The organism is Winslowiella iniecta, assembly GCF_001267535.1.
Lineage (GTDB): Bacteria > Pseudomonadota > Gammaproteobacteria > Enterobacterales > Enterobacteriaceae > Erwinia > Erwinia iniecta.
The window spans coordinates 68,698-79,994 of the sequence record NZ_JRXE01000026.1; the positions used below are offsets into that span (position 1 = coordinate 68,698).

Below are 11,297 nucleotides of genomic sequence, written 5' to 3' on the forward strand. Positions count from 1 at the left end.
AAACCAGTTTATACTGTATGGAAACCCATATCTGTGTTTGTATACAGGAAAATAATTATGCTGGCACAACTGACCATCAGTAACTTTGCTATCGTTCGTGAGCTGGAGATTGATTTTCAACGTGGCATGACGGCGATTACCGGTGAGACCGGCGCAGGTAAATCGATTGCCATCGATGCGCTTGGTCTCTGCCTGGGTGGTCGTGCCGAAGCAGATATGGTGCGCCAGGAGGCGGCGCGTGCAGATATCTGTGCGCGCTTCTCACTTAAAGACACCCCCTCAGCGCAGCGCTGGCTGGAAGAAAATCAGCTGGATGAAGGCCATGAATGCCTGCTGCGCCGGGTGATCAGCAGCGATGGTCGCTCCCGTGGCTTTATCAATGGCACCTCCGTGCCCCTCTCCCAGCTGCGTGACCTCGGTCAGTTGCTGATTCAGATTCATGGTCAGCACGCCCATCAGCTGCTGCTTAAACCCGACCATCAGAAACATCTGCTGGATGCTTATGCCGATGAGAGCCTGCTGACGCAAGCCATGGCGGCACGTTATCGCCTGTGGCATCAGAGCTGCCGGGAACTGGCACGTCATCAGCAGCTGGCGCAGGAACGCGAAGCTCGTCGTGAACTGCTGCAATATCAGCTGAAAGAGCTGAATGAATTCGCGCCAGTAGCCGGTGAGTATGAAAATATCGATGAAGAGTACAAGCGCTTAGCCAATAGCGGCCAGCTGTTGTCTGTCAGTCAGCAAACCCTGCAACTGCTGGCCGACGGCGATGACAGCAACCTGCAAAGTCAGCTGTATAACGCCCGTCAGATGATGGGGGAATTAATTAGCATGGATGACAAACTGAGCGGCGTGTTCACTATGCTGGAAGAAGCGGCGATTCAAATCAGTGAAGCCAGCGACGAACTGCGTCATTACTGTGACCGCCTCGATCTCGATCCTAATCGTCTGTATGAACTGGAACAGCGCTTATCACGTCAGATTAACCTGGCGCGCAAACATCATGTCTCGCCGGAAGAGCTGCCGGTGTTCCATCAGCAGCTGCTGGCCGAGCAGCAACAGTTGTCGCAGCAGGAAAGCGATCAGGAAGAGCTGTCCGGCGCGGTCACCCTGCACCATCAGGCCGCGCTGGAAATGGCGCAGCAACTGCATCAGCGCCGCGCACATTTTGCCAGTGAACTCAGCCAGCTGATTACTGAAAGTATGCATGCCCTGTCGATGCCGCACGGTAAACTGGCGATTGATGTCCAGTTCAACCCGGAGCAACTGACCGCCGAAGGCGCTGACCGCATCGATTTTCGCGTCAGCACTAACCCGGGTCAGCCGTTGCAACCGCTGGCGAAAGTGGCGTCCGGCGGTGAGCTTTCGCGTATTGCGCTGGCTATTCAGGTGATTACCGCCCAGAAAATGGATACGCCGGCACTGATTTTCGATGAGGTGGATGTCGGAATCAGTGGACCTACCGCTGCGGTTGTGGGCAAGATGCTGCGTCAGCTTGGTGACTCGACTCAGGTAATGTGTGTGACGCATTTGCCGCAGGTTGCCGGTTGCGGCCATCATCATTTCTTTGTCAGTAAAGAAACTGATGGTGCAGTAACAGAAACCCATATGCAGGCGCTGGATAAACGTGCACGTCTGCAGGAACTGGCGCGTTTACTGGGTGGAAGCGAGGTCACACGCAATACCCTGGCAAACGCAAAAGAGCTTTTAGCGGCCTGACCCAGCACTTTTTTACATTCCTGTGGTCATAAGCTTGCTCTGTAAAGGTTTCAAACTGCGGTAAGGTTTATTATCATCGGCAACTTATCGATGTGCGAAACCAGAGCTTAAAAAGGCTTAGTGACCCGGGTGAAGTCGCCTCATGCAAGGCGTCAAGCCCCAATAAGGAATCAATTAATGCGCTGTAAAACGCTGACTGCTGCTGCAGTGGTACTTCTGATGATGACCGCTGGCTGTTCCACTCTGGAGCGAGTGGTTTACCGTCCAGACATCAACCAGGGTAACTACCTGGTTGCTAACGATGTATCAAAAATTCATACCGGCATGACGCAACAGCAGGTTGCTTACACGCTGGGTACCCCGATGATGCGCGATCCGTTTGGCAGCAATACCTGGTATTACGTGTTCCGTGAACAGCCAGGCCACGAGCCGGTCAAGCAGCAAACCCTGACGCTGACATTTGACAGCAACGGTACGCTGACCAACATTGATAACAAGCCGAAGCTGACCACGTCTAAAGACTGATTGTCAGCTGCGAGTTAAAAAAAAGGCGCTCAACCGGCGCCTTTATTTTTTTGCTGCACGTTCCGCTCGCTGGCGTCGTAGTTCTTTGGGATCGGCGATCAATGGCCGATAAATCTCAATACGATCGCCATCATGCACCTCATCGGCCAGTTTAACCGGCCGGCTAAAGATGCCGACTTTGTTTTCGCTAAGATCGATATCGCGACGCAGCTCAAGAATGCCTGATGCCTGAATCGCCTGCTCTACCGTACTGCCTTCGGTCAGCCTTACCGAATGCTGATACTGCTTTTCCGGCAGCGCATACACCACTTCAACAGCAATATCAGGCACGATAAACCTCTTTCGCCCGCTGGGTAAAGGCCTGCACCATGCTGCTGGCCAGCTCTTTAAAGACGCGGCCAAAAGCCAGCTCAACCAGCATATTGGTGAATTCAAATTCAAGGTTGAGTTCAACCTTGCAGGCATCTTCGCTGAGCGAAGTGAAGCGCCAGCCGCCGGTCAGCTTGCGAAATGGCCCGTCCACCAGTTGCATATGAATACTCTGATTATCAGTCAGCGTATTGCGGGTAACAAAGGTCTTACTGATGCCCGCTTTAGACACATCAACCGCTGCCGTCATCTGATGATCACCGGATTCCAGCACGCGGCTGCCGGTGCAGCCCGGTAGAAATTCGGGATAGGCATCGACATCATTCACTAACTGGTACATTTGCTCAGCGCTATAGGGCACAAGTGCTGAACGGCTAATCTGGGCCATAACGATTCCTGTTAATCTCAAAACATGTAAATAATATCATTCCCGGCGATCAAACAAAAATTCTCTACCGCCAATGGCGTGCTAAAATAGCGCATTTCCTCGACTGGTTTTGGTCAGGGGATGCCATTATTCACTGCTTGATGTAGACTAAGCCGCACTATGACAAAGAAAAAAGCAAATAAACCCGGTTCCGCTACCATTGCCATGAACAAACGTGCCCGCCATGAATACTTCATTGAAGAAGAGTTCGAGGCAGGACTTTCGTTACAAGGATGGGAAGTCAAATCACTCCGCGCCGGTAAGGCTAACATCAGCGACAGCTATATCCTGCTACGCGATGGAGAGGCTTATCTGTTTGGCTCAACATTCCAGGCCCTGAGCGTGGCATCTTCGCACGTGGTCTGTGACCCAACCCGCAGCCGTAAGCTGCTGCTGAAACAGCGCGAGCTGGATTCACTGTATGGCCGCGTCAATCGCGAAGGCTATACGGTCGTTGCGCTCTCTTTGTACTGGAAAAATGCCTGGGCCAAGCTGAAAATCGGCGTGGCGAAGGGTAAGAGAGAGCACGACAAGCGCGATGACATCAAAGATCGCGAATGGAAGTTAGACAAAGCACGTATTATGAAACACGCAAATCGCTAACCCTCTGGTGTAGCGCCTGCTTTTTCTGATATACTGCTTCACAGTACTTGGGGCTGATTCTGGATTCGACGGGATTTGCGAAGCCCAAGGAGCATGCCGAGGGGCGGTTTGCCTCGTTAAAAGCCGCAAAAAAATAGTCGCAAACGACGAAAACTACGCACTAGCAGCTTAATAACCTGCTCAGAGCCCTCTCTCCCTAGCCTCCGCTCTTAGGACGGGGATCAAGAGAGGTCAAATCCAAAAGAGATCGCGTGAATATCCTGCCTGGGGTTGAAGCGTTAAATCTAATCAGGCTAGTTTGTTAGTGGCGTGTCCATCCGCAGCTGACAAGCGAATGTAAAGATTGGACTAAGCATGTAGTGCCGACGGTGTAGTAATTTCGGACGCGGGTTCAACTCCCGCCAGCTCCACCAAAATCCTTCGAAGATGATTCCAGAGTCATCCGTAGAAGTCCTGGAAGCCCGCACGGCACAAGCCCTGCGGGCTTTTTTGTGTCTGTAATCTTCCGAGACGATCCGACTGAATCCAGAGATAATTGGTACACGAATTGGTACACGTTATAATGTGTACCAAAAACGTGTACCAATTATGGACGGAAACCAGTCATGGCGCGGATGACACGCCCCCTCACCAATAACGAAATCCTCAAAGCTAAGCCTCAAGAGAAAGACTTCACACTGCACGATGGCGACGGGCTTTTCCTACTCGTCAAAACATCAGGTAAGAAGCTGTGGCGTTTTCGCTATCAGCGGCCAAATAGCAGCAGTCGCACAAATCTCAGCCTTGGCTCTTACCCTGCCCTAACGCTCGCTGTCGCACGCCAAATGCGTGACCAATATCTTTCGATGCTTGCGCAAGGGATTGACCCGCAGAAGCAGCAAGAGGAAGTATCGGAACAACGCCAAATCGAGCTGGATAGCATTTTTTCAATTGTGGCCGCAAGGTGGTTCCAGCTTAAAAGCAAAAGCGTCACTGAGGGCTACGCGAAGGATATTTGGCGATCGCTGGAGAAGGATGTTTTCCCTGCTATCGGTGAAATTCCTGTTCAGGCACTCAAGGCCAGAACGATTGTTGAATCACTGGAGCCGATTAAGGCTCGCGGCGCGCTTGAGACAGTTCGCCGTCTGGTTCAGCGCATTAACGAGATCATGATTTATGCAGTCAACACTGGGTTGATTGATGCTAACCCTGCTTCGGGCGTTGGTATGGCTTTCGAAAAGCCAAAAAAACAGAACATGCCAACATTACGACCGGAAGAACTGCCAAAGCTAATGCGTTCATTGGTGATGTCCAATCTCTCAATCACTACTCGCTGTTTAATTGAGTGGCAACTTCTTACGCTTGTAAGACCATCAGAAGCCTCTGGTACTAAGTGGACTGAAATCGACTTCGATTTAAACCTATGGGTTATTCCAGCGGAGCGCATGAAGGCCAAGCGCGAACATGTCGTTCCTTTATCGAAACAAGCTCTAGATATTCTTGAGGTTATGCGGCCTATCAGTGCTAACCGACAATATGTTTTTCCAAGTCGAAACAATCCCAAAGAGCCAATGAATAGCCAAACTGCGAATGCGGCATTAAAGCGAATAGGTTATGGCGGTAAGTTGGTTGCTCATGGTCTACGCTCCATAGCGAGCACAGCGCTCAATGAAGCCAGTTTTAATCCTGATGTTATCGAGTCAGCACTTGCACATAGCGATAAAAACGAAGTCAGGCGAGCCTACAACCGCTCTACTTATCTCGAACAACGTAAAGACATGATGAGTTGGTGGGGCACATTTACTTATAAAAGTTAGCCCAACACGAAGGGAAGCCAATTGCGCTCAGGAATCACATAAAGAGGCCAGCGCGCAATGCTATCCCCGCCACGCCTGCCCGCTTTATGCTCCGCTTTTCATGCAGGTGCATAAAGCTATTGAATCCGCGCCCTGTCTGGCCTCAACGCATCCCGCTGACGCATGGTTTTGCATGCGAATCCATGCACTCTATGCATGCACGGCTCTTTACAAAGCGGCTTGCCAGAAAAAAGGCTTTCGAAATGCAAATATCGGACATAAAAATGCCGCTATGTGATAAGCGGCTGTAGGGATTAATGAGTGATTCGAAATGATGAGCCATATCGGCCTAACGTCTGCCGTTCTTTAACCGGTATCGGCGCAACTTCCTCAACTGTTTCCGGCGGTGGCGGCGAGGTTATGACTTTCGTGATGCTTTCGTTCGTTTTGAACGTGCAGGAGCAATCCAGATTCGTGCACTGGTGGTAACGCTCTTTTACCTGCTCGGACATATAGCGGCTGGATTTAGCGTGCGCCGGGCTTTTGCAGTAAGGGCAGTGCATCATTGCTGGTCGCCCTCCTGAAGTTTTAAACGCTGCTCCCTGATTGATTCCGCCAGCTTCTGACGGCGTAAAGGACGCGAATAAAGATCCATATCAACACCCGTTAGAGCCGGACGACGGACACCGATAGATTCCAGTAATGGAGCTTCATTTAAAACACTTTCAGGTAGCGCGGCCGCAGCTCGCGTCAAGGCTTCTCCTACAAGCCCAGCGATATCGCTGATCGGGTCGCGATCGTCTCCGACAAAGGTTGAGGCAATTTTTTCGCGCTGGATGCGCAACTTGATCGCCCATAGCAACGAAGGGCTAACGTTGCGCATTGCCGATTCCCAATGAGAGTCAGCAAACTCAGTAAAAGCAGTTTGATGTGCTTCTACGTATTTTTTACCACTGGTACAACAGCACAGCACGGCATACTGCTTATCCAGCTCCAGTTCTTTCAACAATCCCGCAAACTCATCGGCCAGTTCTCGATTGGCTATACGCTGAGTGTGTTCGGCGCGAAGTTCCTCCGTGAGATTACCCCGCAATTTTCGAAAATTAGTGCGCCAGTTACTCTCAGCTTCCTTACCCGCCTCGATAGCGGCCTGACGCTCTTTTTCGCAACGGGTGATGTTAGCGACAACACCATTAAATGCCGTCATCTGTTCAGTATGTTCCGTTCGCGCTTTTTCAAATCGAATTAGTGAGGCTGATTTGTTTTCCGTTGTGTTCACCTTTGTCTCGCATCATCTGTAAAGGATGAGGACATTCTGTCGTGCACCAACGGACAAATCATTTCATTGCTTTCTGCCTGTCGCTCAGCAAAGAAACCCAAAATTGTGGCTGGAACATTCCTCAAAGGCTTTTAGTTCTTATAATACTATTCACTACTGTTCACTAGAGTAAAAAAGATAGTAAATACAGTAAATAAAGAGATGAATAGTTACATGTTTAGTCTTCACTCAGTGTTCACTGGTCTTCACTGCCTTTCTAATAGCAGCCTTTTTCTGGCTAGCTATTAATAGAATTTATTCCTATTAATTAACTCACTTTAATTAGCATTAGCTATTAAAAGGCAAACACTGGTAAACATTGGCAAACAGGGTGTAACAGGATAGAACAGAGCTGAATTTTGCTCATTTATCAGCAAACAAGGGGTTGTTTACATTAGATAAAATATTCTCAAAATAGGGAGTTACCTGAAGACACACCCGGAACCGGGCAGCACCGGCCGGACTCATTATGAGGTAACACCATGCACGCAGTTTCATCCGCTTCAACCCCAACAACGCCTAACACTGGTGATGTTTCCTACCCCCGCGATCGCTTTATGCGCCTACCAGAAGTGATCAACACCTGCGGCCTGTCCCGCTCAACTATTTATGACTTAATCAGCCGTGAGCAGTTTCCATCGCAGATTTCCCTCGGTGGAAAAAACGTTGCATGGCTGGCATCAGAGATAGACGGCTGGATGCAGTCGCGTATCGCTCATCGCGCTGGAGGTACAGCATGATCACACTCAATTTCGACACCCGCTCATTCCCGTTGACCAAAGATGAAGCAACCTTCATCGCTGAAAGCCTCACAAGCGCGCTCAGTAATAAATCACCAACCTCACCATCTTTTAACAGCGGGATGCACGGCCATATTTCGGTTCTGGGCAACAAAGCTCAGTCAAAAAATCACATAACGGGCAAAGCTGACAGCAAACGCCGATCAAATCCGCAGCAGTCCGATCAAGTCCTGACCGATTGCTAGGAAAAAAGCCCAGATGAACAAAAAAAGCCTTTTCTCTGACGAGCGACCGTTATACAGTTTTCGCGCTGCCGCAAAATCGGTAGCCGGGATTTGCAGCCCGTGTAACTCAATGGCGACACAACACGCGCCATGCGTGTTTTTTTGTGTCATTGCTCAGGCATACCTATTTTTCGGGCTGTGGTTCTTTATCCGCAGTCTCTGTCAAAAAATGGTGGCTCGGGCGGGGCAGCCTTCGGGCTGGCCGGTATCCATTGAGGCCGGTACTGCAAACCCCGTTCGGGTCACCACCCATGAGATTTGCAGCTCCGGTGGTGGCGTTAACCGCTACTCATTGGAGACTGTCATCATGGCAACGGTTCTAACTATCGCTCGCCCCAAATTCACCTTTATTTTCGCCGCCGTGCGCCGCACTGATCGCGCTGCACGTCCTTGCATGCTGCGCTTTGCGGCAGAAGACGAGCGCACAGCTCGTGCAAACTTCGTTCGTGATTATGTTTTGTGCTTCGCTGGCCGCGTGCCGGTACAGGCGGTGGCTGCATGAATACTCTTGCCGCTCGCACCAACAGCAACAGCACCTATTCAATTCCGCACGCTGATTATCTGCGCCTGCTGCATGCTCATTCCGTCGGCGTAACAGTGCTTGATATGTTCGATTCTGTTCATTGCCTCAGCGCTCAAAGCTGCGTACCAGACAGCGCCGCGCTGGCCTCTGTCGTTGCCCTTCTCACCGATCAGCTCGGTAAAGTCGTTGAAACCTGTGATTCCCTGATTCTTGCCACGGAGGCTCGCCATGATGACCGCTAATAATTCCTGCTTACCTGTTGAAGTCCGCACTGCTGTATATCGTCGCGCACTGGCGCAGGGTTATATCAACGCCTGCAAAACACTGGGCATCACCGTTTCGGCAACGCTCGACGAATTACAGATGACTATCGCGCTTGAGCTGGAAGGATTCTACGTGCGTCGCCACGGCACAGAAGCCGGGATGGAAATGGCCTGCACCATGCTGGGCGATATGGTTGAGCCTGACCTGCTGACCGCGCCGCCTCGCCTGACCCGTCTCGGCGCAACGATGATGGATGAGCTGTTTTGCAGCCAGCTTGCCGCGACTCGCCGCGCCACATTGCACTGAGGGAGCTCCAGCAGATGAAACACATTGTCTCTGACACGGTAAAAGCGGCCGCCGGATTCTGGCCGCAACTGCTGCCCGCGCTCGGCATCAGCATTCACGCCAGCGGCAGACACGGCGCATGCCCGGTTTGCGGCGGCAAAGATCGTTTCCGCTTTGATAATCAGGACGGTCGCGGGACGTGGCACTGTAATCAGTGCGGAGCCGGTGACGGCCTGAATCTTGTAGAAAAAGCGCTCGACGTCAGCGCCAAAGAGGCAGCGCTTAAAATCGCCGATATGCTTGACGCGTTGCCACCGGCATCAAAAGTTGTACCGGTGAAAACAGAAGCGAATGCCGGTGCGCAATCCAATGCCGCCGCACGGGCGCAGAAACTGATCGCCGGTGCCGTCAGCTGCACGGATAACGCCTACTTACTGTCAAAAGGGCTGCACAGCACCCACGCGTTAACGCTCGCTGACGGGCTGCGCTGCGGTGGGGTCAGCTTTATGGCCGGTGATCTGCTGGTCCCGCTGACCGATGAAACCGGTAATGCCGTCAATATTCAGCTTATCAGCGCAGCTGGCGACAAGCGCACCCTGCCCGGCGGACAGGTGAAAGGCGCTTATTACCTTGCGGGCGAACCTAACAGCAAAACGCTGTGGCTCACCGAGGGCTACGCAACCGGCCTGACAGTTCAGCGCCTGACCGGGCAGCCGGTTTATATTGCGCTCAGCGCGAATAATCTGCCGTCACTTGCCGTACAACTGCGTAAAGTAAATCCAGATGCGCTGATACTGATTGCCGCCGATCGCGACGACAACGGCACAGGCCAGTTAAAGGCAGATGAAGCTGCAAAAGCCTGTAAGGGGAAAGCCGCTTTACCGCCAGAAACCGGTGACTGGAACGACGTCTGGCAGGCTCAGGGCGACATCACGACACAGGCGCTTCTCACCGCCTTCACTCAGCCTCATAAGCCAAGCCCGTTTGAGTCGGTAAGCGAGGCAGACCTTAAAGCCATGAGCGCCAGTGAAAAGGCGGAGCTGCTGGTCGATCACTACGGGCAGGCGCTGGCAGTGCCGCCCGTCGGGGAGGAAATCTGCCGCTATGAGAACGGCGCATGGCAGGTGATGCCCGTGCAGATGCTGCGCCGTGAAATCGCCGCGCTGTTTCAGAAGGTACGCGCACCGTTTTCAGCGGCCGGAATCGGCAGCGTGCTCGATACGCTCAAACTGATGGTTCCGCAGATGGGCGAACCGGCACGCCGCCTGATTGGTTTCCGAAACGGCGTATTTGATACGACTAACGGCACATTCAGCCCGCATCGCCGTGAGAACTGGCTACGCACGGTAAACAGCGTTGACTACTCAGTGCCGCGTTCCGGCGAAAATCTCGCAGACCACGCCCCTAACTTTTACCGCTGGTTAACGCGGGCGGCCGGACATAATGACGACAAGCAGGAGCGTATCCTCGCGGCGTTATTTATGGTGCTGGCAAACCGCTATGACTGGCAGATGTTCCTGGAGGTAACCGGTCCAGGTGGAAGCGGGAAAAGCGTATTAGCCTCGATCGCTACGCTACTCGCTGGCCGCGATAACACCACGTCAGCCACCATCGACACGCTGGAATCATCGCGCGAACGCGCCAGCGTGGTCGGATTCTCGCTGATTATTCTGCCCGATCAGGAGAAATGGAGCGGGGACGGCGCGGGCATTAAGGCGATTACCGGCGGTGATGCGGTCGCCATCGATCCCAAGTATCGCGACGCCTATTCAACCCATATTCCGGCGGTGATTCTGGCGGTGAACAACAATCCAATGCGTTTCAGCGATCGCAGCGGCGGAGTATCACGTCGCCGGGTGATCCTGACGTTCCCGGAAGTAATACCGGCAAAAGTGCGCGACCCAAAGCTGTTGGATAAAATCAGCAACGAACTGGCCGTGATTGTTCGTCATTTGATGCAGCGCTTCGCGTTACCTGATGAAGCGCGCGAGCTGTTACAGGCGCAGCAATCATCCGGCGAAGCACTGGAGGTAAAGCGACAGGCCGATCCGCTGGTCGATTTCTGTGGCTACCTGATGCCGCTGAGCACGCCGAATGGGCTGTTTATCGGCAATGCCAACATTCGCCCGATTAACCCAAAGCGCTATCTCTATCACGCGTATCTGTCATTTATGGAATCGCGCGGGCATCAGCACCCGCTCAGCCTGACAGCTTTTGGCCAGGCGGTACCGCAAACGTTGAAAGAGTATGAGCGCGTACTGCTAAAGCGCCGCACTAATAACGGCATTCAAACTAATCTCACGCTGCATGAGGATAGCGAGGCAGATTGGCTGCCAGCATGTAGCGTCTAATAACATCATCCCCGCAAACCGGCTTAGGCCCTGAGGAATCCCCAGTAATGGGCGGGGAAACAGGACAGGCATAGAGATTTATGATCTACTGATTGTGCGACCAATTAAGTGAGA

General features: G+C 52.4%; 14 protein-coding genes and 1 other RNA gene. 11 read left to right on the plus strand and 4 right to left on the minus strand.

Translation table 11 applies throughout. The features are described 5' to 3' along the window. Positions 1-57: 57 nt before the first annotated feature. Both recN and bamE read left to right on the plus strand, forming a co-directional pair. Positions 58-1,719 (plus strand): DNA repair protein RecN, encoded by a 1,662-nt coding sequence (gene recN, locus NG42_RS17195; protein WP_052901342.1) that lies wholly within the window; start codon positions 58-60, stop codon positions 1,717-1,719. 177 nt (positions 1,720-1,896) lie between these two features. Beyond that, positions 1,897-2,244: an outer membrane protein assembly factor BamE gene (gene bamE / locus NG42_RS17200; RefSeq protein WP_052901345.1), complete on the plus strand. Its 348-nt coding sequence runs from the start codon at positions 1,897-1,899 to the stop codon at positions 2,242-2,244. A gap of 42 nt (positions 2,245-2,286) precedes the next feature. Here the strand turns inward: bamE and NG42_RS17205 are convergent, their stop codons facing one another. Together NG42_RS17205 and NG42_RS17210 are read right to left on the minus strand one after the other, a co-directional pair. Next, positions 2,287-2,574: an RnfH family protein gene (locus NG42_RS17205; RefSeq protein ID WP_052901347.1), complete on the minus strand. Its 288-nt coding sequence runs from the start codon at positions 2,572-2,574 to the stop codon at positions 2,287-2,289. Continuing rightward, positions 2,567-3,001: a type II toxin-antitoxin system RatA family toxin gene (locus NG42_RS17210; protein ID WP_052901351.1), complete on the minus strand. Its 435-nt coding sequence runs from the start codon at positions 2,999-3,001 to the stop codon at positions 2,567-2,569. The genes NG42_RS17205 and NG42_RS17210 overlap by 8 nt, the downstream gene beginning before the upstream one ends. A gap of 159 nt (positions 3,002-3,160) precedes the next feature. Between NG42_RS17210 and smpB the strand changes: the two genes are divergently transcribed. The 3 genes from smpB (at position 3,161) to NG42_RS17220 (ending at position 5,439) form a co-directional block, all read left to right on the plus strand. Further along, positions 3,161-3,643: an SsrA-binding protein SmpB gene (gene smpB / locus NG42_RS17215; RefSeq protein WP_052901354.1), complete on the plus strand. Its 483-nt coding sequence runs from the start codon at positions 3,161-3,163 to the stop codon at positions 3,641-3,643. A 49-nt stretch (positions 3,644-3,692) separates the two neighbouring features. Beyond that, positions 3,693-4,056: a transfer-messenger RNA gene (ssrA, locus tag NG42_RS22155) on the plus strand. A gap of 192 nt (positions 4,057-4,248) precedes the next feature. Next, positions 4,249-5,439, plus strand: a complete 1,191-nt coding sequence (locus NG42_RS17220; RefSeq protein WP_052901357.1) for an integrase domain-containing protein — start codon at positions 4,249-4,251, stop codon at positions 5,437-5,439. Positions 5,440-5,732: 293 nt separating this feature from the next. On the opposite strand, the gene NG42_RS17225 is transcribed toward NG42_RS17220, so the two are convergent. Both NG42_RS17225 and NG42_RS17230 read right to left on the minus strand, forming a co-directional pair. Further along, positions 5,733-5,984 (minus strand): ogr/Delta-like zinc finger family protein, encoded by a 252-nt coding sequence (locus NG42_RS17225; protein WP_052901360.1) that lies wholly within the window; start codon positions 5,982-5,984, stop codon positions 5,733-5,735. Then, positions 5,981-6,625 (minus strand): hypothetical protein, encoded by a 645-nt coding sequence (locus NG42_RS17230; protein WP_241488371.1) that lies wholly within the window; start codon positions 6,623-6,625, stop codon positions 5,981-5,983. Before NG42_RS17230 ends, NG42_RS17225 begins: the two co-directional genes overlap by 4 nt. 593 nt (positions 6,626-7,218) lie before the next feature. Between NG42_RS17230 and NG42_RS17235 the strand changes: the two genes are divergently transcribed. From NG42_RS17235 to NG42_RS17260, 6 genes are read left to right on the plus strand one after another with little or no spacing between them, the layout of a single operon-like run. Beyond that, positions 7,219-7,476: a helix-turn-helix transcriptional regulator gene (locus tag NG42_RS17235; RefSeq protein ID WP_052901367.1), complete on the plus strand. Its 258-nt coding sequence runs from the start codon at positions 7,219-7,221 to the stop codon at positions 7,474-7,476. Beyond that, positions 7,473-7,721, plus strand: a complete 249-nt coding sequence (locus tag NG42_RS17240; protein WP_052901370.1) for a hypothetical protein — start codon at positions 7,473-7,475, stop codon at positions 7,719-7,721. Before NG42_RS17235 ends, NG42_RS17240 begins: the two co-directional genes overlap by 4 nt. A gap of 13 nt (positions 7,722-7,734) precedes the next feature. Next, the gene (locus NG42_RS17245) at positions 7,735-8,262 is read left to right on the plus strand and encodes a host cell division inhibitor Icd-like protein (RefSeq protein ID WP_052901373.1); all 528 of its coding nucleotides are present in this window, start codon (positions 7,735-7,737) and stop codon (positions 8,260-8,262) included. After that, on the plus strand, positions 8,259-8,525 hold the full coding sequence (locus NG42_RS22160) for a hypothetical protein (protein ID WP_034896822.1): 267 nt from the start codon (positions 8,259-8,261) through the stop codon (positions 8,523-8,525). Before NG42_RS17245 ends, NG42_RS22160 begins: the two co-directional genes overlap by 4 nt. Next, positions 8,512-8,853, plus strand: a complete 342-nt coding sequence (locus tag NG42_RS17255; RefSeq protein WP_052901379.1) for a DUF5375 family protein — start codon at positions 8,512-8,514, stop codon at positions 8,851-8,853. Before NG42_RS22160 ends, NG42_RS17255 begins: the two co-directional genes overlap by 14 nt. 14 nt (positions 8,854-8,867) lie before the next feature. Continuing rightward, positions 8,868-11,183, plus strand: coding sequence for a primase-like DNA-binding domain-containing protein (locus NG42_RS17260; protein ID WP_052901382.1), 2,316 nt, complete (start codon positions 8,868-8,870; stop codon positions 11,181-11,183). Positions 11,184-11,297 lie beyond the last annotated feature (114 nt).

Coding starts and splice junctions, on each gene's coding strand:
- recN (WP_052901342.1), top strand. CDS start 58: ATGCTGGCACAACTGACCATCAGTAACTTTGCTATCGTTCGTGAGCTG.
- bamE (WP_052901345.1), top strand. CDS start 1,897: ATGCGCTGTAAAACGCTGACTGCTGCTGCAGTGGTACTTCTGATGATG.
- NG42_RS17210 (WP_052901351.1), bottom strand. CDS start 3,001: ATGGCCCAGATTAGCCGTTCAGCACTTGTGCCCTATAGCGCTGAGCAA.
- smpB (WP_052901354.1), top strand. CDS start 3,161: ATGACAAAGAAAAAAGCAAATAAACCCGGTTCCGCTACCATTGCCATG.
- NG42_RS17220 (WP_052901357.1), top strand. CDS start 4,249: ATGGCGCGGATGACACGCCCCCTCACCAATAACGAAATCCTCAAAGCT.
- NG42_RS17225 (WP_052901360.1), bottom strand. CDS start 5,984: ATGATGCACTGCCCTTACTGCAAAAGCCCGGCGCACGCTAAATCCAGC.
- NG42_RS17230 (WP_241488371.1), bottom strand. CDS start 6,625: ATGACGGCATTTAATGGTGTTGTCGCTAACATCACCCGTTGCGAAAAA.
- NG42_RS17235 (WP_052901367.1), top strand. CDS start 7,219: ATGCACGCAGTTTCATCCGCTTCAACCCCAACAACGCCTAACACTGGT.
- NG42_RS17240 (WP_052901370.1), top strand. CDS start 7,473: ATGATCACACTCAATTTCGACACCCGCTCATTCCCGTTGACCAAAGAT.
- NG42_RS17245 (WP_052901373.1), top strand. CDS start 7,735: ATGAACAAAAAAAGCCTTTTCTCTGACGAGCGACCGTTATACAGTTTT.
- NG42_RS22160 (WP_034896822.1), top strand. CDS start 8,259: ATGAATACTCTTGCCGCTCGCACCAACAGCAACAGCACCTATTCAATT.
- NG42_RS17255 (WP_052901379.1), top strand. CDS start 8,512: ATGATGACCGCTAATAATTCCTGCTTACCTGTTGAAGTCCGCACTGCT.
- NG42_RS17260 (WP_052901382.1), top strand. CDS start 8,868: ATGAAACACATTGTCTCTGACACGGTAAAAGCGGCCGCCGGATTCTGG.